This window comes from Streptomyces sp. NPDC031418, from assembly GCF_055581605.1.
On sequence record NZ_JBVIJC010000017.1, the window covers coordinates 15,214 to 39,546 of the forward strand.

Sequence of the window (24,333 nt, forward strand, 5' to 3'; positions counted from 1 at the left end):
ACGGACCGTCCCGGATCGGCAATGGGTTCACCCGTTTTTGGTACGGAATGCGGGGCACTCTTGGCGCCTTTTTCACTCGTTCGTGAGCCGGTTGGCTCACTTGATGACTACCCCATTCCTGCACCCTTGAGAGGGGGTTCCGCTCACCTGCCAAATTCAGCTGCCGAAAGGTGTGAAAAACGCCGGTGCCGAGACCCGTGGCGGATCTCGGCACCGATGTTTTTTCGCGTTTTCCGTGTCGGACAGGCCGTCAGCCGGCCAGATTCTCCGCCAGCTCCTCGGTGAGATTGGCTTCCGTGCCCGGAATGCCCAGATCGGCGGCGCGCTTGTCGGCCATGGCCAGCAGCCGGCGGATACGGCCCGCGACCGCGTCCTTGGTCAGCGGCGGGTCGGCGAGCGCGCCCAGCTCCTCCAGCGAGGCCTGCTTGTGCTCCATCCGCAGCCGGCCGGCCGCGGCGAGATGCTCGGGGACCTCGTCGCCCAGGATCTCCAGAGCGCGCTGCACCCGGGCCCCGGCGGCCACGGCGGCGCGTGCCGAGCGGCGCAGGTTGGCGTCGTCGAAGTTGGCGAGCCGGTTGGCCGTCGCCCGCACCTCGCGGCGCATCCGGCGCTCCTCCCACGCCAGCACCGACTCGTGTGCGCCGAGCCGGGTCAGCAGCGCGCCGATCGCGTCCCCGTCCCGGACGACCACCCGGTCCACCCCGCGCACCTCGCGCGCCTTGGCGGCGATGGACAGTCTGCGCGCGGCACCGACCAGTGCGAGCGCGGCCTCCGGGCCGGGGCAGGTCACCTCCAGGGAGGAGGAGCGGCCGGGCTCGGTCAGCGAGCCGTGCGCCAGGAAGGCACCGCGCCAGGCCGCCTCCGCGTCACAGGTGGCCCCGGAGACCACCTGCGGCGGCAGACCGCGGATCGGGCGGCCCCGGCCGTCGACCAGACCGGTCTGGCGGGCCAGCTGGTCACCGCCCGCGACGACCCGTACGACATAGCGCGAGCCGCGGCGCAGCCCGCCGGGCGCCATCACGATCAGCTCGGAGCTGTGGCCGAAGATCTCCAGGATGTCCCGCTTGAGACGGCGGGCCGCCATCGCGGTGTCCAGCTCCGCCTCGATCACGATGCGCCCGCTCACCAGGTGGAGGCCGCCGGCGAACCGCAGAATGGCGGAGACCTCCGCCTTCCTGCAGCAGGTCCGGGTGACGGGGAGCCGGGAGATCTCGTCCTTCACCGCTGCCGTCATCGCCATGGGCCGATCCTTCCATGCATCCGAAAAATACGGTCGTACGCGGCGGCCAACAGCTCCGGGTCGTGCCGGGGCGATCCGTCGGTCCGGGCCACCGGCGCCAGCTCGACCGCGGCTCCCAGCCGCTTGGCGGCCTCGGTGAGCGAGTCGCGGTCGGGCACCGCGGCCTCGTCGGCCAGCACCACGTCCAGGGCGAGTTTAGGGGCGTGTCGCCCCAAAACCTCCAAATGACGCTGCGGTGAGAAGCCCTCGGTTTCTCCCGGCTGCGGGGCGAGGTTCAGCGACAGGACCTTGCGCGCCTTGGTCTCGGTGAGCGCGTCCAGCAGGTCGGGGACGAGCAGATGCGGGATCACCGAGGAGAACCAGGAGCCGGGGCCCAGCACCACCCAGTCCGCGTCCAGCACCGCCGCGACGGCCTCCGGCACCGCGGGCGGGTCGTGCGGTACGAGGTGCACCGACTGCACCTCGCCGGGGGTGAGCGCGACCGTCGCCTGCCCGCGCACGGTGTCCACGTCCTCCGGGCGCGCCGGATCATGCCCCTTGACCAGGGCCTGGAGCTCCAGCGGTACGGCGGACATCGGCAGCACCCGCCCGTGCGCGCCCAGCAGCTTGCCGACCAGGTCCAGGGCCTGGACATGGTCGCCGAGCTGCTCCCACAGAGCCACGATCAGCAGATTGCCGACCGCGTGCTCGTGCAGGTCGCCCTGGGACTGGAAGCGGTGCTGGATGACGCGGGCCCAGGTCTGTCCCCACTCGTCGTCCCCGCACAGCGCGGCCAGCGCCTTGCGCAGGTCCCCGGGCGGCAGCACGCCCAGCTCGTCGCGCAGCCGGCCGCTGGAGCCGCCGTCGTCGGCCACCGTGACCACGGCGGTCAGATCGCCGGTGATCCGGCGCAGCGCGGCGAGCGAGGCGGACAGGCCCATGCCGCCGCCGAGTGCGACCACCTTGGGCTGTGTGCCCCGGCGGCGCGGCCGCCCGCCGCGGGACTCGGCAGGGCGGCCGGAGCGGCTCTCGGCGGGACGGCCGGCGCGCGCCTCCGGCACCATCCGGCGCAGCCTGCTCAGCCGCGGTGTACGTTCCGTCATTCCCGTCCCATGTCCCGGTGCACGACCACCGTCTCCACGCCCTCGGCCGCGAGCCGTGCGGCGAGCTTCTCCGACATCGCGACCGAGCGGTGCTTGCCGCCGGTACAGCCGATGGCGATGGTCACATAGCGCTTGCCCTCCCGGCGGTAGCCGGCCGCGATCAGCCGCAGCAGTTCCGCGTACCGGTCGAGGAACTCCTTGGCGCCGGGCTGGTTGAAGACGTACGCGGCGACCTCCTCGTTGACGCCGGTGTACGGGCGCAGCTCCGGGACCCAGTGCGGGTTGGGCAGGAACCGCATGTCCGCGACCAGGTCGGCGTCGACCGGCAGGCCGTACTTGAAGCCGAAGGACATCACGGTGGCCCGCAGCTCGGGCTCCTCCTCGCCGGCGAACTGGGCGTCCATCTTGGCGCGCAGCTCGTGCACGTTGAGGCTGGAGGTGTCGATCACCAGGTCGGCGTCGCCGCGCAGCTCGCGCAGCAGCTCACGCTCGGCGGCGATGCCGTCCACGATGCGGCCGTCGCCCTGGAGCGGGTGCGGCCGGCGCACCGACTCGAACCGGCGCACCAGGGCGTCGTCGGAGGACTCCAGGAAGACGATCCGCCGGGTGACGCCCCGGGTGTCGAGGTCGGCGAGGGACTCGCGCAGGTTGTCGAAGAAGCGCCGGCCGCGCACGTCGACGACGACCGCGATCCGCGCCACGTTGCCCTGGGAGCGGGCGCCCAGCTCCACCATGGTGGGGATCAGGGCGGGCGGGAGGTTGTCCACGACGAACCAGCCGAGGTCCTCCAGACACTTCGCGGCCGTCGACCGCCCCGCCCCGGACATGCCGGAGATGATCACCAGCTCGGGAATGGCCGCGTCCGCGGTCCCGGCTGCCTCGCTGCCCGTACTCACCTGTGCTCCGTTGTCCTGACCCGCGTCCTGGCCGGTGGCCTGACCGGTGTCCTGGCCCGCGTCCAGGACTCTGTCCTGGCCCGCGTCCAGGACTCTGTCCTGGTCCGTGTCGCGCCGGACGGCTGCGTCGCCCGGGGCGCTGTGCGTCTGATCTCGCCCCGCTGTGGGCTGTGCCTCGTGCTCGCTCATGTCTCCTGCCCCCGTCGTTCGTCCGGGGGGCCCGCGGTGACGGGCTCCCCCGAGGAACCCGCCGTCGTATCGGGTTCCTCGTCTTCAATGATCTCTCCGGTCGCCGTGTTCACGGCGGGTGCGGCCGGGGCCGCCTGGGCGAGGGCCGCGGCGATGGTCTCGGCCGTCTTCCGGCCTATGCCGGGCACTTCCTGGATCTGCTCGATTGTGGCGGACCGAAGCTTCTTCACCGAGCCGAAATGCTTGATCAGCGCCTGTTTGCGGGTGTCGCCGAGGCCAGGGACGTCGTCCAGCGCCCCGGAGCGGAAGCGCTTGGCCCGCTTGGCGCGCTGGTAGGTGATCGCGAACCGGTGAGCCTCGTCCCGGACGCGCTGGAGCAGATAGAGGCCCTCGCTGGTGCGGGGCAGGACCACCGGGTCGTCATCGCCGGGGAGCCAGACCTCCTCCAGGCGCTTGGCCAGACCGCACACGGCGATGTCGTCGATGCCCAGCTCGTCCAGGGCCCGCCGGGCCGCCGCGACCTGCGGCTGCCCGCCGTCGACCACGACCAGCTGGGGCGGGTAGGCGAACTTCCTGGGCCGGCCGTCGTCGTCCTTCAGGGAGGTGGTGATCGGCTCGCCGTCGGGCAGCGCGCTCCCGCCGTCCGGGGCGCTCTCCTCCCCGTCCCCGTCGGTCCACTCCCCCGTCCGCTCCTTCTCCGCGAGGTACCGCTTGAAGCGGCGGGTGATCACCTCGTGCATGGAGCGCACGTCGTCCTGTCCGGCGAAGCCCCTGATCTGGAAGCGGCGGTACTCGCTCTTGCGCTGGAGGCCGTCCTCGAAGACCACCATCGAGGCGACCACGTCGTCACCCTGGAGGTGCGAGATGTCGTAGCACTCGATGCGCAGCGGGGCGCTGTCCAGGTCGAGGGCCTCGGCGATCTCCTCCAGCGCACGGGAGCGCGTGGTGAGGTCGGAGGCGCGCTTCGTCTTGTGCAGGACGAGCGCCTGCTGGGCGTTGCGCTGCACGGTCTCCATGAGCGCCTTCTTGTCGCCGCGCTGCGGGATGCGCAGCGACACGTTCGCCCCGCGGCGGCCGGCCAACCACTCCTGGACCGGCTCGACCGGCTCGGGCAGGGCCGGGACGAGCACCTCCTTGGGGACGGCGTCCCCCGTCTCCTCGCCGTACAGCTGCTGGAGCGCGTGCTCGACCAGGGCGCCGGTGGTGACCTCCTCGACCTTGTCGGTCACCCAGCCGCGCTGGCCGCGCACCCGGCCGCCGCGCACGTGGAAGATCTGCACGGCCGCCTCCAGCTCGTCCTCGGCGACGGCGATGAGATCGGCGTCGGTCGCGTCGGCGAGCACGACCGCGTTCTTCTCCATGGCCTTTCTCAGGGCCTCGATGTCGTCGCGCAGGCGGGCGGCCCGCTCGTACTCCATCTCCTCGGCCGCCTCCGTCATCTGCTTCTCCAGACGGCGGAGGTAGGTGCCGGTGCGCCCCGCCATGAAGTCGCAGAACTCCTCGGCCAGATCCTGGTGGTCCTCGACGGTGATCCGGCCGACGCAGGGCGCGGAGCACTTGCCGATGTACCCGAGCAGGCAGGGCCGGCCGGTGCGGGCGGCGTTCTTGAAGACGCCGGCCGAGCAGGTGCGCACCGGGAAGACCCGCAGCATCAGGTCGACGGTGTCCCGGATGGCCCACGCGTGCCCGTACGGCCCGAAGTAGCGCACGCCCTTCTTCTTGTGACCGCGCATCACCTGTACCCGCGGGAACTCCTCGTTCATCGTCACCGCGAGGTACGGGTAGCTCTTGTCGTCCCGGTACTTGACGTTGAACCGGGGGTCGTACTCCTTGATCCAGGAGTACTCCAGCTGGAGCGCCTCGACCTCCGTGGACACCACGGTCCACTCCACGGACGCGGCGGTGGTCACCATCGTCCGGGTCCGGGGGTGCAGGTTCGCCAGGTCCTGGAAGTAGTTCGCCAGGCGCTGGCGCAGGCTCTTCGCCTTTCCGACGTAGATCACCCGGCGGTGCTCGTCACGGAACCGGTACACCCCCGGAGAGTCCGGGATGTCTCCCGGCCTGGGGCGGTAGCTGGAGGGGTCGGCCATGTCTCACACCCTACTGGCGAGCACCGACACCGCGTCGGGCCTGTGGACAACGCCGGTGCCGTGCGCGCCGCCGACCTTCCCGGACCCCGCGCCCGGGCGGGTTTCCGGTCATGCTGCCCGCCCCGCCCGGCGCGCCCGGGCCCGGCCCGTCGTGCTGTGCCCGCTTTCGCACCGCTTCCCCCGCTCCGGAGGGACGAGGTCCGGCCAGGAACGGACGGCGGCCGAGTCCGAGGTGTTGTCGGGGTCTGGTCAACACGCTTCAATGCGGGGGAACTCGGGGCCGCGCACGCCCGCCTCAGGGCAGCGGCATGCGCAGCCACGGCGTCGACGACGCCCACGGGGGGTGGCCCCGCACACCCGCGCAGCGGCCTGACCAGCCGTAGTGACACCACACAGAAAGGCGCCTCGGCATGCTGCATGTCACAGAGCACGCGGACGTCCCCACCGCGGAACTGGACGTGGTCCTGCGGGGCGGCCCCTTCCATGTGGCGCTGCGCGCCGCGATCGCCGCACGCGGCCTGCCCCTCCAGCGCGTCCAGCACCATCTGTCGCGCCACGGGGTCAAAGTCGGCGTCACCAGCCTGAGTTACTGGCAGCAGGGCGCCCGCCGGCCGCAGCGCCCGGAGTCCCTGCGCGCCGTACGGGCGCTGGAGGAGATCCTCCGACTGCCGGACGAGTCGCTGATCCGGCTGCTCGCCGAGACCGGCGAACACCAGGGAACCGGACGCCCGGCGGGCCGCTCCTACCGCTCCCTGCTCGCGGCCTCGGACGCCTCCGACCGGCTCCGGGCCGAACTGGGCTGGTCCCTCGACGGCGGGCTGCACACCCTGGGCCACCACGAGTGCGTCCGCATCGGCGCCCGGCGCGAGCTGGCGGTCCGCGAGGCCCACCACATCGTGCGGGCCCACCGCGACGGCGTCGACCGCTTCGTGGCCGTGCACCACGGCGACCCCGGTTGCAGCCCGCGCGACATCAGGGTGCGGGCCCTGGAGAACTGCCGCACGGGCCGGGTCCGCTGGGACCAGGACACCGGGGTGCTGTCGGCCGAGCTGCTCTTCGGCACCCGGCTGCGCTCCGGCGACACCTTCCTCTTCCGGTACGGCTTCGAGGACGGCACGGCCGGGCCCTCCCGCGAGTACCTGCACCGCTTCGACTCCCCCGGCGGCCAGTACGCCCTCCAGGTGCGGTTCGACCCCACCGCCCTGCCCGCGCGCTGCCACCGCTTCACCCAGCACTCCCCCGCGGCCCCACGCGCCAGCCGCCGGGAACTGTCCGTCACCGGACCGCACCACTGCGTCCATGTCGTCGAGCCCCGGATCCGGCCCGGTCTCATCGGCATGGCGTGGGAGTGGGACTGACGTAACGGGACTGACGTAACCCACCGGCGAGCGCCCGCCCGCGGGCACGCCCCGGGACAGCCGCCCCCCCAGCATCCCGTCAGGCGGCCGGGCCCGCGACGATCCTGCCGTTCACGTCCTTCACCGACAGCTCCGTCAGCGGCACGGTGGCCGGAGACTGGACCACCTTGCCCGTCACGGCGTCGAACTGGCTGCCATGGCAGGGGCAGATCAGGGTCGTCCCCTCCAGCTTGTTGATCGGGCAGCCCGCGTGCGTGCAGATCGTGCTGTACGCCTTCAGCGTGCCGTCCCGGTCACGGCTGACGACCACGTTGTGATCGCGGTAGAGCTTGTCGCCGCCCTTGGCGACCTCGCTCTCGGCGCCGAGATCGACAGGCGCGGTCGGGGCGGCGGCCGCGCCCCCGTCTCCCGGCGCCGCGCACGCGGCCAGGCCGAGCCCGGCGACCGGTGCCACGGCGGCCCCTCGAAGGACGGTACGACGACTCGCGGACGGTCGGGCGGACATCTGGACTCCACTGGTCAAGGGGCGGTGCAGGGCGCACGATACCCGGGCAGAACGACCGGGCCCGGGGCGGGGGCTCACCCGGCGGGACGGTGCGAGGGGTGGGCCGGCGGTGCGCGACACGGGTGGGCAGGGGTCGGTGCGCAGTCGCGGGGAGCGCCGCGCGGGCGCGGGTGCGGGGGCGGGTGCGGTCAGGGGTGGGTGGGGGTGCGTGGAGGACGTAAACGCTTGCGTAAGCGTTTACGTACGGGTGGCCGATGGGATACCTTCCCGGCCGGAAGACCGCGGCGGCTCGGCGCGGAAGGGGCTCGGCTCGGAAGGGGAACGCGATGCCCACCATGGCGGACGTCGCCCGCAGCGCCGGGGTCTCCGTGGCGACGGTGTCCCATGTCCTCAACGGGACCCGCCCGGTCCTGCCCCACACCCGCCAGGCCGTGCTGGACGCGGTCGACGCCCTCGGCTACACCCCCAACACCCTGGCCCGCTCCCTGGTGACGTCACGGACCCGCTCCATCGGCCTCGCGGTGTCGGCGATCAGCAACCCGTACTTCACGGAGATCCTCCAGGGTGTCGAGGCCGCCGCGCTGGAAGCCGGCTACAGCCTGCTCATCGCCGATCCGCACGACGACCCCGGGCATGAACGCACGGTCGTACAGCTCCTCCACGAGCGCCGGGTGGACGGCATGATCGTGGCCCCCTCCGCGCACCCGCACGACCTGGTCGCCTACCTGCACCGCCACGCCGTACCGACGGTGTTCCTGGACCGGTTGATCGACCCGCTCGCGATGGACGGCGCGGCGCGCTTCGACCAGGTCTGCGCCGAGAGTGCCGCACCGACGGCCCGGCTCGTCTCCCACCTCGCCGGGCTGGGCCACCGCCGGATCGGCCTGGTCGCGGGGCTGCCCGGGCTCAGCACGACCAGCGAGCGCATCGCCGGCTACCGGGACGGACTGACCGCAGCCGGTCTGGCCCAGGACGACGGCCTCCTGGTGTCCGGCAACTCCGAGTCGGCCGGTGCCGAGCAGGCCACCGCCGCCCTGCTCGCCCTGCCGGATCCGCCCACGGCGCTGGTCACCGCCAACAACGCGATGACCATCGGAGCCCTGCGGGCCCTGCGCCGGCTCGGCCGGTCGGTGCCGGACGACATCGCGCTGTGCTGCTTCGACGACTTCGCCTGGGCCGATCTCTTCTCGCCCCGGCTCACCGCCATCGCCCAGCCCAGCAGGGAACTGGGCGCCCAGGCGGTCCGGGTGCTCCTGGACCGCCTGGCCGAGCCGCACCGGCCGGCCCGGACGCTGCGCCTGCCGTGCGCGTTCGTCCACCGCACCTCCTGCGGGTGCCCGGAGGAAGCGGGCGCGTCCCAGGAGTCCGAGCGCACCCCGCCATCCACGCAGTACGAGAAGGGAACCGCCCGTGATCGTCGTCGCCGGTGAGGCACTGATCGACCTGGTACCGCAGGGCCCCGGGGCCCTCGCGGCGCTGAAGCCGACGCCCGGCGGCGGCCCCTACAACACCGCCGTGGCCCTCGGGCGTCTCGGCTCGCGCACCGCCTTCTGCTCCCGCACGTCGACCGACGCCTTCGGTGAGGCCCTGCTCGACGGGCTGCGGCGGGCCGGGGTGGGGGTGTCGGGCGTACAGCGTGGGCCGGAGCCGACGACCCTCGCGGTGGCCACCGTCGACGGGACCGGTTCGGCCGCCTACTCCTTCTATGTGGACGGCACCGCCGACCGTCTGTTCACCGCGCCCGCCGAGCTCCCGGAGGGAACACACGCGGTGTCCTTCGGCACCTGCTCGCTCGTCCTGGAGCCGGGGGCGAGCGCCTATGAGGAGCTGATGCGCACGGCGTCCGCCCAGGGGCTGTTCACCGCGCTCGACCCCAACGTCCGGGCGGGACTGATCCCGGACGCGGACGCCTACCGGGCGCGTTTCAAGAGCTGGCTGCCCTCGGTGACGCTGCTGAAGCTGTCCGCGGAGGATGCCGCGTGGCTGGGCGGCACGCCGGGCGAGTGGCTGGCCGCGGGACCGTCGGCGGTGGTGGTCACCCGGGGCGGTGACGGCCTGACCGTGTTCACCCGGGACGGCGGGGAGTGCTCCGTGCCGGGTGAGGAGGTCGATGTCGTGGACACCATCGGCGCCGGTGACACGGTGAACGCGGCGTTGCTGCACGGGCTGTCCGCCCTGGACGCGCTGTCGGAGGAAGCGCTCGCCGCCCTGGGGACTCAGGGCTGGACGCGGCTGTTGCGCTTCGCGGCACGCGCGGCGGCGATCACCTGCTCACGGGCGGGGGCGGAGCCGCCGTACGCGGCCGAGCTGGGTGCGCTGTGAGCCGGCCGCTTCCCTGGTGATCCTTCTCTGGAGCCTTTCTCCTGCTTTCTTCTCCATCGGTTTCCCTGTGCTCTTGTCAAGGTGCGGCCGGGCCCGGACTGCGGGGACCGGTCGAACCGCAGGGCCTGGGTGGCTGATGGTGGAACGAGCGGCGCCCCGCGGGGAGTTCCCGCGGGGCGCCGGTTTTTTGATGAGCTGTCAGGCCTTGTCCGCTGAGGGCGCTCAGGCCTTCCGGGCCCGCGTCGTCTTCTTCGCGGGCGTCGCCTTCTTCGCGGCGGTGGCGGCCTTCTTGGTGGCCGTGTCGTTGGCCTTGGCCGTCACCGTCTTCTTCGCCGTCGACCTGGCCGCGGCCGTCTTGCGGGCAGCGGTGGCGCGGGGCGCCTGCACCGGCTCGGCGTCGCTGATGCGGTCGGCGCCGAGGATCTCGCGCAGGAACTTGCCGGTGTGGCTGGCCGGCACCCCGGCGACGTCCTCGGGGGTGCCTTCGGCGACCACGAGGCCACCGCCGGCGCCGCCCTCCGGGCCCATGTCCACGATCCAGTCGGCGGTCTTGATCACGTCGAGGTTGTGCTCGATGACGATGACCGTGTTGCCCTTGTCGACCAGGCCGCCGAGGACGGTCAGCAGCTTGCTGATGTCCTCGAAGTGCAGACCGGTGGTCGGCTCGTCCAGCACGTAGACGGTGCGTCCGGTGGACCGCTTCTGGAGCTCGCTGGCGAGCTTGACCCGCTGGGCCTCGCCGCCGGAGAGGGTGGTGGCCGACTGGCCGAGGCGGACATAGCCGAGGCCGACGTCATGGAGCGTCTTCAGGTGACGCGAGATCGCCGGGACCGCCTCGAAGAAGTGCATGGCCTCCTCGATCGGCATGTTCAGCACCTCGGCGATGGACTTGCCCTTGTAGTGGACCTCCAGGGTCTCCCGGTTGTACCGGGCGCCGTGGCAGACCTCGCACGGGACGTACACGTCCGGGAGGAAGTTCATCTCGATCTTGATGGTGCCGTCGCCCGCGCAGTTCTCGCAGCGGCCGCCCTTGACGTTGAAGGAGAAGCGGCCGGGCAGATAGCCGCGGACCTTCGCCTCGGTGGTCTCGGCGAACAGCTTGCGGATGTGGTCGAAGACGCCGGTGTACGTCGCCGGGTTGGACCGCGGGGTGCGGCCGATCGGCGACTGGTCCACGTGCACGACCTTGTCGACCAGGTCGTCGCCCGCCACGCGCGTGTGCCGGCCGGGGACGGCCCGGGCGCCGTTCAGCTCGCGGGCCAGGTGCGTGTAGAGGATGTCGTTGACCAGCGTCGACTTGCCGGAGCCGGAGACGCCGGTGACGGCCGTGAAGACGCCCAGCGGGAAGGACACGTCGATGTCCCGCAGGTTGTTCTCACGGGCGCCGTGCACGGTGAGCTGCCGGGACGGGTCACGGGGCCGGCGTACGTCCGGGAGCGGGATCGACTTGCGGCCCGAGAGGTAGGCACCGGTCTGCGACTCGGTATTGGCGAGCAGCTCCTTCAGGGAGCCGCTGTGCACGACCTTGCCGCCGTGCTCGCCGGCGCCGGGGCCGATGTCGACCACCCAGTCGGCGACCTTGATGGTGTCCTCGTCGTGCTCCACGACGATGAGCGTGTTGCCCATGTCACGCAGCCGGACCAGGGTCTCGATCAGCCGGTGGTTGTCCCGCTGGTGCAGACCGATGGACGGCTCGTCCAGCACGTACAGCACGCCGACGAGGCCCGAGCCGATCTGGGTGGCCAGCCGGATGCGCTGCGCCTCGCCGCCGGAGAGGGTGCCGGCCGCGCGGTTGAGCGAGAGGTAGTCCAGGCCGACGTCGACCAGGAAGCGCAGTCGCTCGTTGACCTCCTTCAGCACCCGCTCGGCGATCTTCTTGTCGCGGGCGTTCAGCTTCAGCTTGCCCAGGAAGTCCGCGCAGTCGCTGATCGACATCGCGGAGACCTCGGCGATCGACTTCTCCATGATGGTGACGGCGAGGACGATCGGCTTCAGGCGCGTGCCCTGGCAGGTGGGGCAGGGCACCTCGCGCATGTAGCCCTCGAAGCGCTCGCGGCTGGCGTCGCTCTCGGCCTCGCTGTGCCGGCGCTTGACGAAGGGCACCGCACCCTCGAAGGGCGTGGTGTACACACGCTCGCGGCCGTAGCGGTTGCGGTACCGCACCTCGATCTGGGTCTTGTGGCCGTACAGCAGGGCCTTCTTCGCGCGCTGCGGCAGGCCCGCGAACGGGATGTCCGTGCGGAAGCCGAGGGCGTCGGCGAGGGCGCCGATGAGACGGCCGAAGTAGTCCTTGGTGTGTCCGTGCGACCAGGGGTGGATGGCGCCCTCGTCCAGGGACTTGTCGGGGTCCGGGACGATCAGCTCGGCGTCGACCTCCATGCGCGTGCCGATGCCGGTGCACTCGGGGCAGGCGCCGAAGGGCGAGTTGAAGGAGAAGGAGCGCGGCTCCAGCTCCTCGAAGGACAGGTCGTCGTACGGGCAGTACAGGTGCTCCGAGTACATGCGCTCGCGCTCGGGGTCGTCCTCGGGGAGGTCGACGAAGTCGAGCACGACCATGCCGCCGGAGAGCCCGAGGGCCGTCTCGACGGAGTCGGTGAGGCGGCGCTTGGCGGAGTCCTTCACCGTGAGGCGGTCGACGACCACCTCGATGGTGTGCTTCTCCTGCTTCTTCAGCGTGGGCGGCTCGGAGAGCTGGATGGTCTGGCCGTCCACACGCGCGCGGGAGTAGCCCTTGGTCTGGAGGTCGGCGAAGAGATCGACGAACTCGCCCTTGCGCTCGCGGACCAGCGGGGACAGCACCTGGAAGCGGCTCCCCTCCGGCAGCTCCAGGACCTTGTCCACGATGGCCTGCGGCGACTGGCGCGAGATGGGGCGGCCGCACTCGGGGCAGTGCGGCTTGCCGATCCGCGCGAACAGCAGTCGCAGGTAGTCGTAGACCTCGGTGATGGTGCCGACCGTCGAGCGCGGGTTGCGCGAGGTCGACTTCTGGTCGATGGAGACCGCGGGCGAGAGACCTTCGATGAAGTCGACGTCCGGCTTGTCCATCTGGCCGAGGAACTGCCGGGCGTACGAGGAGAGCGACTCCACGTAGCGGCGCTGGCCCTCGGCGAAGATCGTGTCGAAGGCCAGGGAGGACTTGCCCGACCCGGACAGGCCCGTGAAGACGATGAGCGAGTCACGAGGCAGGTCGAGCGAGACATTCTTGAGGTTGTGCTCGCGCGCGCCACGGACGATGAGACGGTCGGCCACGCCGGTCCGCACCTTTCTTGAGAGAAGTGACAGGGGCGGGGCCCCCGTCCTTCTTCAGACTAGGGGGAGCCACTGACAACGCCGGTCGGATTGCCCCGGTTGCATAACAACCCCCGGCCCTCCAGCATGCCCGACGCCGCCTTCGACGATATAGCACGTGCTTTCGATTTACGGACGCGCTTCACCACCTTCACCCAAAGGTGTGACGGCACTAGGGTCAGGCCCATGACTGATCACGCGCATGACCTGGCCTGTGTACGTGAAGCGACCGAACGGCTCCTCACCGCGGTCGCCGCACTGGACAACGCCGCGCTCGCCGAGCCGTCACGGCTTCCCGGCTGGACCCGGGGCCACGTCCTCGCCCATGTCTCCCGGAACGCGGACGCCCTCGTGAACGTCCTCGAAGGCCGTCCCATGTACGCGAGCGCGGAGGCACGCGACGCCGACATCGAGCGGGACGCCCGGCGGTCGCTGGAGGAGCAGCTCACCGACCTGCGCGAGAGCGCGGCCCGCTTCCAGGCGGCGGGGGACGCGCCGGCGGACTGGACGCGCACGGTCGAGCTGCGCAACGGCGTCACCGACTCCGCGGCCGGCGTGCCGTTCCGCCGGTGGGTCGAGGTGGACCTGCACCACGTCGACCTCGGGACCGGGTACGACCTCGAGGATCTTCCGGCGGAGTTCCTGGAGCGGGAGACCGACTTCCTCACCCAGCGGTTCTCCGGGCACCCGGACGTGCCCGCGACCCGGATCACGGACGGCACGCGCGCGTGGAGCACCGGCCGGGCGGCGGACCAGCCGGAGGTCGCCGTCAGCGGCGCGCCGGCGGACCTGGTGGGCTGGCTCGCCGGACGCCGTGACGGCGCGGCCCTGAAGGTCCAGGGCGGGGCGCTGCCGAAGCTGCCCCCGCTGTAAGGCCGTACGGGCCCCGCAGGGCTTCCCGCTATAGGCTGATCGGCATGACGTACAGCGGACAGGTCAAGGTCGGCGGACCGGCGGACGTGCACGAGCTGAAAGACCTGATGATCACCAAGATCGCGGTCGGCCCGATGGACAACAACGCCTACCTGCTGCGCTGCCGGGCCACCGACGAGCAGCTGCTGGTCGACGCCGCGAACGAGGCGGGAACGCTCCTCGGCATGATCGGTGACGACGGCATCGCGTCCGTCGTCACCACCCACCAGCACGGCGACCACTGGCAGGCGCTCGCCGAGGTCGTCGCCGCCACGGGCGCGCGTACCTATGCCGGCCGTGCGGACGCGCCCGGCATCCCGGTGCCCACGGACGTCCTCGTCGACGACGGCGACGTCATCCGCGTGGGCCGGGTGGAACTCACCGCACGCCACCTCGTCGGGCACACCCCCGGTTCGATCGCGCTGGTCTACGACGACCCGCACGGCCATCCGCACGTCTTCACCGGCGACTGCCTGTTCCCCGGCGGGGTCGGCAACACGCGCAAGGACCCCCAGGCGTTCGCCAGCCTGATCCACGACGTGGAGACGAAGATCTTCGATGTGCTGCCGGACGAGACGTGGGTCTATCCCGGGCACGGCAACGACACCACGCTCGGCGCGGAGAGGCCGCATCTTCCGGAGTGGCACGCGCGCGGGTGGTAGGGGGCCGGGCACGCACCCCGTGTGAACCGTTCGCACGTGCCGAGGGCGTGCGCACGCTGGCCCCGCCCTCCTGTCGTGCAGTCAACTGCTGGTGGCCCCGCGCGGGATGACGGCTCCCGCGCGGCTGTGGCCGCCGGTCCGCGACCCTGCCCTCGGCCGGCGGCCCGGCCCGGGCAGGTCTTCGCGGGCGGGCTGTGCGGCCGGCGTTCACATCACCGCAACACTCGTTCCCACCATGCGGACAAACACCGCTGTGACGTCGACAAACGCGGCGTTCGCTGCCACTCTCCCGCCATGAACCCTGCTCCTCACATCCTGCGCCGCGCGGTAGCGGCCGTCACGATCGCTCTGCTCGCCACCGCCGTCGGCTGTGCTCCGCAGCCCGAGGAGAAGGCGTCGGCCACCTCGTCCGGTGCGGCCGCCAAGAGCTGCGCCAAGGGCAAGCTGGCCACCCAGACGTCCGGGAAGCTGACCATCGCGACGGACGAACCGGCGTACGAGCCCTGGTTCAAGGACGACAAGCCCGCGAACGGCAAGGGCTTCGAGTCGGCGGTCGCCTACGCCGTGGCCCGTCAGCTGGGGTACGACAAGAGCGCGGTCGTGTGGCAGAGCGTGCCGTTCAACAAGGCGTTCGCGCCTGGTGCGAAGACCTTCGACTTCGACATCAACCAGGTGTCGATCAGCGCCGAGCGCAAGAAGGCCGTGGACTTCTCCTCGGGCTACTACGACGTGCGGCAGGCCGTCATCGCGCTCAAGGGCAGCAAGGCCGCGAAGGCGGCGGGCATCGCCGACCTGAGGAACCTGAAACTGGGCGCCCAGGTGGGTACGACCAGCCTGGACTACATCACCGACGTGGTGAAGCCCAAGCAGGAGGCCGCCGTCTACGCCAAGAACGACCAGGCCAAGTCGGCCCTGAAGAACGGCCAGGTGGACGCCATCGTCACCGACCTGCCGACCGCCTTCTACATCACCGCCGCCGAGGTGACGGACGCGAAGATCGTCGGCCAGTTCCAGAACCAGGGCGGCACGCCGGAGCAGTTCGGGCTCGTGCTGGACAAGGGCAGCGCGCTGACCCCGTGCGTGAGCGGCGCCGTCGACGCCCTGCGCAAGGACGGCACGCTGGCGAAGCTCGAGAAGCAGTGGCTCTCCGACGCCGTCGACGCTCCGGTGCTCAAGTGACCGTCACCAAGGGCGAGTCCGCGCGGGAGGAGGCGGACGACAAGAGTGGCATGCCCGGCGGCGGCTATGTGCCCTCCGCACGGCGGCTGGAACGCGAGCGCTACAAGCGGGCGCGGGCCCGGCGTGCCACGGCGATCGCGGCGCTGTCCACCCTGGTGACGGCCGTCGTGCTGTACCTGGTCGTGGTCAGCGCGCCCGGCTGGCCGCGCACCAAGGAGACGTTCTTCAGCGCCCGGTACGCGCGCGAGGCGTTCCCTAAGGTGCTCGAAGGGCTGTGGCTGAACGTCCGGCTGCTGGTGGTGTGCGGAGTCGCCGTCCTGGTCCTCGGCATGGTGATCGCCGTCGCGCGGACGCTGCGCGGCCCGGTGTTCTTCCCGCTGCGGGTCCTGGCGGCCGCCTACACGGACTTCTTCCGTGGCCTTCCCCTGATCATCAACCTGATGATCGTGGTCCTGGGCGTGCCGGCGCTGCGGTTGCAGGGCGTGACGGTGGATCCGGTGCTGCTGGGCGGTACGGCGCTGACGCTGACGTACTCGGCGTACGTGGCCGAGGTGTTCCGGGCCGGCATCGAGTCGATCCACCCCTCGCAGCGCGCGGCGGCCCGCTCGCTCGGGCTGACGAACCGGCAGGCACTGCGCTACGTGGTGCTGCCGCAGGCGGTACGGCGCCAGGTGCCGCCGCTCCTCAACGACCTGGTGTCGTTGCAGAAGGACACCGGCCTGGTGTCGATCGGCGGCGCCGTGGACGCCGTACGCGCGGCCGACATCATCGTGGGCCGCAGTCTCAACTACACGCCGTACATCGTCGCGGGGCTGGTGTTCGTGGCGCTGACCATCCCGATGACCCGTTTCACCGACTGGGTGACGGCCCGGATGGACCGGCAGCGGGCCCAGGGAGGATCGCTATGAGCGACGCACACACGCCGGTCCTGCGCATGAAGTCCGTCCGGAAGACCTTCGGCGGCTCGGTCGTGCTGCGGGACGTCGATCTGGAGGTCGCGCCGCACACGGTGACCGCGCTGATCGGCGCCTCCGGCTCCGGCAAGTCCACGCTGCTGCGCTGCGCCAACCTCCTGGAGGAGATCGACGACGGCGCGATCTGGCTGGACGGCGAGGAGATCACGGATCCGCGCGCCGACCAGGACGCGGTGCGGCGCCGGATCGGTGTGGTCTTCCAGGCGTACAACCTCTTCCCGCACATGACGGTGCTGGAGAACATCACGCTCGCGCCGCGCCGGGTGCACGGCGTCTCCCGCGCGGAGGCCGAGGAACGGGCCAGGGAGCTGCTGGAGCGCCTCGGACTGGCCGCGAAGGCCGATGCCTATCCGGACCGGCTCAGCGGCGGTCAGCAGCAGCGTGTGGCGATCGTGCGGGCCCTTGCCGTACGGCCCCGGCTGTTGCTGCTGGACGAGATCACCGCGGCGCTCGACCCCGAGCTGGTGGGCGAGGTGCTGGAGGTGGTCCGGGGCCTGAAGGACGAGGGGATGACCATGGTGCTGGCCACCCACGAGATGGGCTTCGCGCGGGACGTCGCCGACCAGGTCTGTTTTCTGGACGGCGGGGTCGTCCTGGAGCACGGCACCGCGGAGCAGATCTTCGGCGACCCGCAGCAGGAGCGCACCCGGCGGTTCCTGCGGCGGATCGTGGAGGCCGGCCGCCTCTAGCCGCGCGGCTACGCGTCCGCCTGCGCGGCGCCGACCAGAGTGGCGACCCGCTCCACGCCGAACACGTATCCCTGCACTCCACAGCCCGCGATCACGCCGTCGGCACGGAGTGAGACGTACGAGTGGTGCCGGAACGACTCGCGCTGGTGGATGTTGGAGATGTGCACCTCCAGCACGGGCATGCCGTCGCAGGTGTTGAGCGCGTCCAGGATCGCGACCGACGTGTGCGAGTAGGCGCCGGGGTTGATGACGATCCCGCAGTGGTTCAGCCGGGCCTCGTGGATCCAGTCGACCAGCTCGCCCTCGTGGTTGGACTGCCGGAGGTCCACCGTGCCGCCGTGCGCGGCCGCCGCCTTGGCGCACATCGCCTCCACGTCGGCCAGTGTGTCCCTGCCGTAGATCTCGGGCTGGCGCTGCCCGAGCAGGTTCAGGTTGGGCCCGTTGAGGATCATGATCGGGGCGTTGGCCAGGGTGCGGGGCACGGTTCCTCCGGTCCGTCGGGGCGGTTGTCTACGACCGCTGCTCGCACCCGGTGTATCACGGTGACCGGCGGCGGGTACCGGGCCCGGTGCGCCGGTGGCCACGGCGCGCACCGCACTCGCTGATCACCCCCGAGCGCCCCCGTAACCCGCGATTACAGCGTGTGGTTGAACAGAGCATGGCCGATGCACTTACCGTGAGCACCCCGTCCTTGCCGCGGCTCGCCGCCGCCTCGCTCGTCGGCACCGCGATCGAGTACTACGACTTCTTCGTCTACAGCACCGCGGCGGCCCTGGTGCTGGGGCCGCTGTTCTTTCCGACGTTCTCGCCGCTCGCGGGGACACTGGCGGCGTTCGGGACGTTCGGGGTGGGTTTCGTGGCCCGGCCGTTGGGCTCGGTGCTGTTCGGGCACATCGGGGACCGGCGTGGACGGCGGCCGGTGCTCGTGGCCTCGCTGCTGCTCACCGGTGCCTCGACGGTGGCGGTGGGCTGTGTGCCCTCGTACCGGTCGATCGGTCTCGTGGCGCCCTTGCTGCTGCTCGTGCTGCGCTTCCTGCAAGGGCTGGGGCTGGGCGGCGAGTGGGGCGGTGCCGTACTGCTGGCCGGGGAGCACGCGCCGGCCGGGCGGCGCGTGCTGTGGTCGAGCATCCCGCAGATGGGGTCCGCGGTGGGCTTCCTCCTGGCCAACGGGGTGATGCTCGCGCTGTCGGCGGCGCTGTCCGACGCGGAGTTCGCGCGGTGGGGCTGGCGGGTGCCGTTCTGGGTGGCCGGGGTGCTGGCGGTGGCCGGGCTGTGGCTGCGCTCGTCGCTCACGGAGAGCCCCCGGTTCCTGGAGATCGACGACCACGCGCGCGTGCCGCTGGTGGAGGTCGTACGGCGGCACGGGCGGCTGGTGCTGCTGGCGGCCGGGGCGCTGTCGGTCGGGTACGCGGTGTTCTACGCGGTGACGACCTGGTCCCTGGCCTACGCAACGGAGCAGCTCGGGGTGGGCCGCGGGGTCATGCTGGGCTGCGTCATGGCCGCGGTGGTCGTGAACGGCGCGTGCACGCCCGTCGCGGCCGTGCTCGGCGACCGGTACGGGCGCCGGATCATGTGTCTGACGGGGTGCGCCGCGTGTGCCGTGTGGATGCTGCCGATGGTCGCGCTGCTCGCGACCGGCAGGCCGCTGCCCATGTTCCTCGGCATCCTGGGCGCGCTGCTGGCCTTCGTCACCATCGTGGCGGTGATCGCCGCCTATCTGCCGGAGCTGTTCGAGGCGCGGGTGCGCTGCACCGGCGCGGCGGTCAGCTACAACCTGGGCGGGGTCCTCGGTGGCGCGCTCACCCCGATCGTGGCCACCGCTCTCGCGGCGCACGGCGGCCGTGTGCCGTGGGGGGTGGGCCTCTATCTGACGGGGGTCGCGCTGTTCAGCCTGGGGTGCTTCGCGTTGCTGCCGGAGACCAGGCCGGCGCCGGTGCCGGCGGCGGAACCGGTCATGGGCTGACCGCCAGTTCCAGATAGGCCGCGAAAACGATCAGGTGGACGCCGCCCTGGAGGGGCGTGGCGCGCCCCGGCACCACGGTCAGCGTGCCGACCACCATGGTGAGCGCGAGCAGCAGCATATGGCTGGCACCGAGCCCGAGGACGAGGGGTCCGGACAGCCAGACGGTGGCGAGCGCCACGGCCGGAATGGTGAGGCCGATGCTGGCCATCGCGGAGCCGAGGGCGAGATTGAGACTGGTCTGCACGCGATCGCGCCGGGCCGCGCGCAGTGCGGCGATCGTCTCGGGCAGCAGGACGAGCAGGGCGATGATCACGCCCACCACGGCGTGCGGCAGGCCCGCCGCCTTCACCCCGGACTCGAGGGCGGGCGAGACGCCCTTGGCCAGGCCCACCACGCCGACGAGTGCGAGCGCGAGCAGCCCGAGGCTGGTCCGGGCGGTGCGCGCGGAGGGGGGTTGGGCGTGGTCGTCGGCGGTGATGACCTCGCCCTGGCGGGTGACGGGCAGGAAGTAGTCGCGGTGGCGCACGGTCTCGGTGGCCACGAACAGGCCGTACAGGGCGAGTGACGACACCGCGGCGAACGTCAGCTGGCCGGCGGAGAACTCGGGGCCGGGCCTGCTGGTGGTGAAGGTCGGAAGCACCAGGCTGAGGGTGGCGAGCGTGGCCACGGTGGCCAGGGCGGCGCCGGTGCCCTCGGGGTTGAAGACGGCGATGCCGTGCCGCAGGGAGGCGAAGAGCAGGCACAGCCCGAGGATGCCGTTGCAGGTGATCATCACGGCGGCGAAGACGGTGTCCCTGGCCAGGGTGGCACTCTTGGGTCCGCCGTCGGCCATCAGGGTGACGATCAGGGCCACCTCGATGATCGTGACGGCGATCGCGAGAACCAGGGAACCGAAGGGTTCGCCGACGCGGTGGGCGACCACCTCGGCGTGGTGCACAGCCGCCAGGACCGAGCCGGCGAGCACCACGCTCACCAGGGCGACGACGGCGTCGGGCAGAGCACGGCCCCAGGTGAAGGCCAGCAGGACGACGGCGAGCACCGGCGCGAGGGTCGTCCACTGCACGGCGGGCGATCGCGGCCGAGTGATCATGTGGTGATCGTCGCAGAGCCGTGCGGGGTTCGCATGTCGCTCGTTTCGGGCGGTCTTCGGTGGGCGGGGCGCTCGACCGGTCCGGTCCACCCACCGGGTAACTCCTCGGAGTGAAGCTTCGGCGCGTTCGGCCTCATGGACGGCTCCGCATGATCGACTCGGCTGTGTTGCAGGGCTGACAGAGGTGAGACGCATGACTGAAGCAAGCACCGTTTCGGTGTCCGACTCCGCCAAGCACCGCATCTTCGCCATGCTGGACGTGGACGGTGACGGCCTGATCACCACGGCGGAGTACCTCGCCAGGGTGGACCGCGTGGCCGCGGCCACGGGCCGCGACGCCGGTCATCCGGTCGTCACGGCCGCACGCGCCGCTCACGAAGCGGTCTGGCAGGACATGGATGCCGACGGCGACGGCCGGGTGAGCTTCGAGGAGTACCGGACGTGGGCGGGTCACGACGCGTTCGAGCGCTCTTGCCGGCCCGCCCTGGGTTCGCTGTTCGACCTCGCCGACCTCGATGACGACGGGCGGTTGAACCGGGAGGAGTTCACCCGTCTGCGGGTGGCGGCCGGGAACACGGGGACGCACGCCGACGCCGCCTTCGACGATCTCGACACCGACGGCGACGGATTCGTCGACCGCGACACCTACCTGGCGGGCATCCGGGAGTTCGTCACGACGGGTGTCTCCCCGATGGCCGCCATGTACGGCGACGGCTGACCGGCGCTCAGCCCGCTGAAGCCCGGTCGCGGACGAGGGGCTCCTCCTCGGCGGCCGTCTGCTTCCGGGAGGCCAGCAGGCTGGTGATCGTCGTGACCACCAGGACGGCGCAGATCACGCCGAGCGAGACCGGGATGCTGATCTCGGGGACGGGGACCCCGGACTCGTGCAGTGCGTGCAGCACCAGCTTGACGCCGATGAAGCCCAGGATGATCGACAGGCCGTAGGAGAGGTGGACCAGCTTCTTCAGCAGGCCGCCGATGAGGAAGTACAGCTGTCGCAGACCCATCAGGGCGAAGGCGTTGGCGGTGAAGACGATGTACGGGTCCTGGGTCAGGCCGAAGATCGCGGGTATGGAGTCGAGGGCGAACAGGACGTCGGTGGTGCCGATGGCGAGCATCACGACCAGCATCGGGGTCATGACCCGCTTGCCGTTCTGCCGGATCCACAGCCTGGTGCCGTGGTACCGGTCCGCCACGCCGAACCTGCGCTCGGCGGCCTTCAGCAGCTTGTTCTCCTCGAACTCCTCGTTCTCCTTATCCGCGCGGGCCTCCTGGACGAGCTTCCAGGCGGTCCAGACGAGGAAGGCGCCGAAGAGGTAGAACACCCAGGAGAAGCTCGCGATGATCGCGGCTCCGGCGGCGATGAAGACGGCCCGCAGGACCAGGGCTATGAGGACGCCGACGAGCAGGACCCGCTGCTGATACCGGGTCGGCACGGCGAACTTCGCCATGATCAGCACGAAGACGAAGAGGTTGTCCACGCTCAGCGACTTCTCGGTGATGAAGCCCGCGAAGAACTCGCCGGCCGGTCGTCCGCCGCCGAAGACGAGCAGCCCGAAGCCGAAGAGCCCGGCGAGGACGACCCAGACGACGGTCCAGATTCCGGCTTCCTTGACGGACACCTCATGCGGCTTGCGGCCGATGAGGAAGTCGACGGCGATCAGGGCGGCGAGGCCCACAACGGTAAGGACCCACAGGGTCAGGGAGACTTCCACGGCACCTCCGGCAGTGCGTCACGGCAAACACGTCAGCGTTGTCGCTGCCGGAGGTCTCTTCCACCCGCGCGGGGCCGGCGCCCCGGGACCGGAACCGGTCCGTACTGACGGGTGCGCCGCAGTCAGGGAGTACTCCCCTCCGTACGGAAGACAGTACCCCAATCACCAAGAAAAGGTAAAGAGGAAGGCAAAGGAAAATTCAAGCTTGCTGGTCAGGGCCGCTTTGCCTGTCCTTGATTCTCGCTGTGGCGACCTCAGTCAGCACCTGATCCAGGATCCGGCTGCCCCTCGGCACCAGAGCGGGTTCGTAGGTCCACGCATGGCCGACCCAGGGGTCGGCGAGGTGGTCGTCGGGGACGGGGGTGAGTCGCATCAGCGAACGCCACAGCGGGTCGAGCAACGGGCCGTAGGCAACCGAGTCCTTCCGGTCCGCCACCAGCAGCAGGTGCACACCGACGGCCGGACCCTCATCGGCGAGATAGCGCAGCCGGGTCACGGCCCGGTCGTCGAAGCCGTGCGGGAAGTCATTGACGATCAGCAGCTGCCGGGCGGTGTCGAGATCGTCGGGCAGTGCCTCCGGCGCGCCGCCCCGCACCGCCATCTGCACCAGGTCGACCCGCCGGGTGAGCCTCTCCAGCGCGGCGGTGACGCCGGCCGCCCCGGCCGCGGGCGGGGCGGCCAGCACCCCCGCCCGGGTCAGCGGGAACAGCGCCCGCGCTCCGGCGCCGGCCGGGTCGACGACCTGTACACCGAACTCACCCGCCGGATGAACGGCGAGCAGCCGCGCCGCGACCGACACCGCCGCCTCCATGGCCAGATGCCGCAGCTCGGCCGAGTCCGGGACGGAGCCGCTGAAGGCCGCCGGGCCGCTGTCGATCCACAGGCCGCGCTCCAGCGGCAGCCGCACCAGCATGGGAATGCGCAGCGGGGCGCTCTCCGGGAGGTGGAGATCGCCGAGCCGGAGGGCCATCGGCGGCTCGGTGGGCACCCGGTAACCGTGCCAGACCGGGTTGTCCCAGCGGGCGTAGGCGGGCGGAAGCGCGGGCTCGACCACCTCGGACTCCGCGGTGAGCTGGGCGAGGTCACGGTCGAGGGCAGCGCGGGCCTGGTCGACGAGCCGGGCCCGGCGGGCATGGGCCGCCTCGCGTACGGTGTCGCCCCCGGCGCCGAGCCGGCCGGCCGGGTCCGCGAGGGCCTGCTCCAGCTCCTTGTCCAGACGGGAGTCGGCGAAGTCGACGGCGCTGCGGTACGCCGCCGTGGTGCGGGCCAGGTCCTCGAACATGCCCCACACCTGGTTGTACAGCCGCTCCTCCATCGACCAGCCCACGGCATCGCCCGCGACGGGCGCGCCGGGCTGCGCGTCGCTGTCCGGGGCGGCAGGCGGCGGGGTGGTGGGGAGACGGCGGCCGGGGTGCGTGTAGTCGACCGGCACGCCCGTCGCGGGCACACCGGTGCCCGGCGCCTGGGTGTCGCAGGGGCTCCGGCCGGTGTCGTACGGGTGCTGCGCGGGCCGGGAGTCGTACGACGGCGTCGGCACTGCGGCTGTCGTCCCCACCGACGGAACGTCCTGGGGCGTGGGCACGGTGGACGGTGCGGGTGCCGCGGGGGCGGTCTGGACGGTGGCCGCGAGCCGGTCCGCCTCGGGCAGTCCCCGGTCGGTGAAGAGCGCCGGGAGACCGCCGGCATAGCCCTGGCCCGTGGCGCGCACCTTCCAGCTGCCCTGCCTGCGGTACAGCTCCAGGGCGAGCACGGCCGTCTCGGTGTCGAGGCCGGTGAGGGTGAAGCAGGCGAGTTCGGTGCCGTCGGGCCCGTTGACCGTGGTGTGCGGGGCGGGCGCGGCACCGAACCGGAGCGGGCCGCCGGTCCCGGTGGGCAGGGCGAGGAACACGTCGACGCAGTGCACGGCCTCGGCTACGGCAGTCAGGTCGACGGCCAGGCGGTGCTCGGCGGCGATCCGGTGGGACACCGCCACCCCGGGCAGCGCGGGGGCGCCGGGGTGGGCCACCCATTGGGGGCCGTGCACCGTGCCGTTCTCGTCGCCGAGCGTCGCTCCGGCCAGGACCGGTACTCCGGCCGAGATCCGGATCTCCAGCCGGTTCTGGGACAGCGGGTGGTTCTGCCCCCGCACCAGCTCGGCCGTCATCGCCGTGGCCCCCCTGTCTCGTGTTGTCGTCGCGCC

20 protein-coding genes are annotated in these 24,333 nt (G+C 71.6%); 10 read left to right on the forward strand and 10 right to left on the reverse strand.

Going from position 1 to position 24,333, the window contains the following annotated elements; all coding sequences use genetic code 11:
- Nucleotides 1-250: 250 nt before the first annotated feature.
- From whiA to uvrC, 4 genes are read right to left on the reverse strand one after another with little or no spacing between them, the layout of a single operon-like run.
- Complete coding sequence (gene whiA, locus ACZ5CZ_RS24690) at nt 251-1,240, reverse strand: DNA-binding protein WhiA (protein ID WP_030605113.1); 990 nt, start codon at nt 1,238-1,240, stop codon at nt 251-253.
- Entirely contained in the window at nt 1,231-2,322 is a 1,092-nt protein-coding gene (locus tag ACZ5CZ_RS24695) for a gluconeogenesis factor YvcK family protein (RefSeq protein WP_385843113.1), read from the reverse strand. Before ACZ5CZ_RS24695 ends, whiA begins: the two co-directional genes overlap by 10 nt.
- Entirely contained in the window at nt 2,319-3,407 is a 1,089-nt protein-coding gene (gene rapZ, locus ACZ5CZ_RS24700) for an RNase adapter RapZ (protein WP_468946031.1), read from the reverse strand. The genes ACZ5CZ_RS24695 and rapZ overlap by 4 nt, the downstream gene beginning before the upstream one ends.
- Nucleotides 3,404-5,497 (reverse strand): excinuclease ABC subunit UvrC, encoded by a 2,094-nt coding sequence (uvrC, locus tag ACZ5CZ_RS24705; RefSeq protein WP_468946034.1) that lies wholly within the window; start codon nt 5,495-5,497, stop codon nt 3,404-3,406. Before uvrC ends, rapZ begins: the two co-directional genes overlap by 4 nt.
- A 410-nt stretch (nt 5,498-5,907) precedes the next feature.
- On the opposite strand from uvrC, the gene ACZ5CZ_RS24710 reads away from it, so the two are divergent.
- Nucleotides 5,908-6,855: a hypothetical protein gene (locus ACZ5CZ_RS24710; protein WP_385843110.1), complete on the forward strand. Its 948-nt coding sequence runs from the start codon at nt 5,908-5,910 to the stop codon at nt 6,853-6,855.
- A gap of 79 nt (nt 6,856-6,934) precedes the next feature.
- Here ACZ5CZ_RS24710 and ACZ5CZ_RS24715 read toward each other — a convergent pair whose 3' ends face one another.
- The gene (locus ACZ5CZ_RS24715) at nt 6,935-7,360 is read right to left on the reverse strand and encodes a Rieske (2Fe-2S) protein (RefSeq protein WP_468946037.1); all 426 of its coding nucleotides are present in this window, start codon (nt 7,358-7,360) and stop codon (nt 6,935-6,937) included.
- A gap of 326 nt (nt 7,361-7,686) precedes the next feature.
- Between ACZ5CZ_RS24715 and ACZ5CZ_RS24720 the strand changes: the two genes are divergently transcribed.
- Nucleotides 7,687-8,790, forward strand: a complete 1,104-nt coding sequence (locus tag ACZ5CZ_RS24720; RefSeq protein WP_468946040.1) for a LacI family DNA-binding transcriptional regulator — start codon at nt 7,687-7,689, stop codon at nt 8,788-8,790.
- Complete coding sequence (locus ACZ5CZ_RS24725) at nt 8,771-9,682, forward strand: carbohydrate kinase family protein (protein ID WP_468946042.1); 912 nt, start codon at nt 8,771-8,773, stop codon at nt 9,680-9,682. The genes ACZ5CZ_RS24720 and ACZ5CZ_RS24725 overlap by 20 nt, the downstream gene beginning before the upstream one ends.
- 222 nt (nt 9,683-9,904) lie before the next feature.
- On the opposite strand, the gene uvrA is transcribed toward ACZ5CZ_RS24725, so the two are convergent.
- A complete protein-coding gene (uvrA, locus tag ACZ5CZ_RS24730; RefSeq protein WP_385843105.1) occupies nt 9,905-12,931 on the reverse strand; it encodes an excinuclease ABC subunit UvrA in 3,027 nt (1,008 codons plus the stop codon).
- 225 nt (nt 12,932-13,156) lie between these two features.
- On the opposite strand from uvrA, the gene ACZ5CZ_RS24735 reads away from it, so the two are divergent.
- The 5 genes from ACZ5CZ_RS24735 (at nt 13,157) to ACZ5CZ_RS24755 (ending at nt 17,386) form a co-directional block, all read left to right on the forward strand.
- Nucleotides 13,157-13,843 (forward strand): maleylpyruvate isomerase family mycothiol-dependent enzyme, encoded by a 687-nt coding sequence (locus ACZ5CZ_RS24735; RefSeq protein ID WP_385843104.1) that lies wholly within the window; start codon nt 13,157-13,159, stop codon nt 13,841-13,843.
- A gap of 44 nt (nt 13,844-13,887) precedes the next feature.
- Entirely contained in the window at nt 13,888-14,544 is a 657-nt protein-coding gene (locus ACZ5CZ_RS24740; RefSeq protein WP_385843102.1) for an MBL fold metallo-hydrolase, read from the forward strand.
- Between the two features lie 294 nt (nt 14,545-14,838).
- Nucleotides 14,839-15,723 carry an ABC transporter substrate-binding protein gene (locus ACZ5CZ_RS24745; protein WP_385843101.1) on the forward strand — a complete coding sequence of 295 codons (885 nt, stop codon included), beginning with the start codon at nt 14,839-14,841 and terminating at the stop codon, nt 15,721-15,723.
- Nucleotides 15,720-16,631, forward strand: a complete 912-nt coding sequence (locus tag ACZ5CZ_RS24750) for an amino acid ABC transporter permease (protein WP_385843099.1) — start codon at nt 15,720-15,722, stop codon at nt 16,629-16,631. Before ACZ5CZ_RS24745 ends, ACZ5CZ_RS24750 begins: the two co-directional genes overlap by 4 nt.
- Nucleotides 16,628-17,386 (forward strand): amino acid ABC transporter ATP-binding protein, encoded by a 759-nt coding sequence (locus ACZ5CZ_RS24755; protein ID WP_468946046.1) that lies wholly within the window; start codon nt 16,628-16,630, stop codon nt 17,384-17,386. Before ACZ5CZ_RS24750 ends, ACZ5CZ_RS24755 begins: the two co-directional genes overlap by 4 nt.
- An 8-nt stretch (nt 17,387-17,394) precedes the next feature.
- Here the strand turns inward: ACZ5CZ_RS24755 and aroQ are convergent, their stop codons facing one another.
- On the reverse strand, nt 17,395-17,868 hold the full coding sequence (gene aroQ / locus ACZ5CZ_RS24760; protein WP_468946048.1) for a type II 3-dehydroquinate dehydratase: 474 nt from the start codon (nt 17,866-17,868) through the stop codon (nt 17,395-17,397).
- Nucleotides 17,869-18,044: 176 nt separating this feature from the next.
- Between aroQ and ACZ5CZ_RS24765 the strand changes: the two genes are divergently transcribed.
- A complete protein-coding gene (locus ACZ5CZ_RS24765; RefSeq protein ID WP_468946051.1) occupies nt 18,045-19,349 on the forward strand; it encodes an MFS transporter in 1,305 nt (434 codons plus the stop codon).
- Here the strand turns inward: ACZ5CZ_RS24765 and ACZ5CZ_RS24770 are convergent.
- On the reverse strand, nt 19,339-20,439 hold the full coding sequence (locus ACZ5CZ_RS24770; protein WP_468946053.1) for a calcium:cation antiporter: 1,101 nt from the start codon (nt 20,437-20,439) through the stop codon (nt 19,339-19,341). The genes ACZ5CZ_RS24765 and ACZ5CZ_RS24770 overlap by 11 nt on opposite strands.
- 193 nt (nt 20,440-20,632) lie before the next feature.
- On the opposite strand from ACZ5CZ_RS24770, the gene ACZ5CZ_RS24775 reads away from it, so the two are divergent.
- The gene (locus ACZ5CZ_RS24775) at nt 20,633-21,157 is read left to right on the forward strand and encodes an EF-hand domain-containing protein (RefSeq protein WP_468946056.1); all 525 of its coding nucleotides are present in this window, start codon (nt 20,633-20,635) and stop codon (nt 21,155-21,157) included.
- Nucleotides 21,158-21,164: 7 nt separating this feature from the next.
- On the opposite strand, the gene ACZ5CZ_RS24780 is transcribed toward ACZ5CZ_RS24775, so the two are convergent.
- Nucleotides 21,165-22,154: a TerC/Alx family metal homeostasis membrane protein gene (locus ACZ5CZ_RS24780; protein WP_468946058.1), complete on the reverse strand. Its 990-nt coding sequence runs from the start codon at nt 22,152-22,154 to the stop codon at nt 21,165-21,167.
- A 199-nt stretch (nt 22,155-22,353) separates the two neighbouring features.
- The gene (locus ACZ5CZ_RS24785; protein ID WP_468946061.1) at nt 22,354-24,297 is read right to left on the reverse strand and encodes a TerD family protein; all 1,944 of its coding nucleotides are present in this window, start codon (nt 24,295-24,297) and stop codon (nt 22,354-22,356) included.
- Nucleotides 24,298-24,333 lie beyond the last annotated feature (36 nt).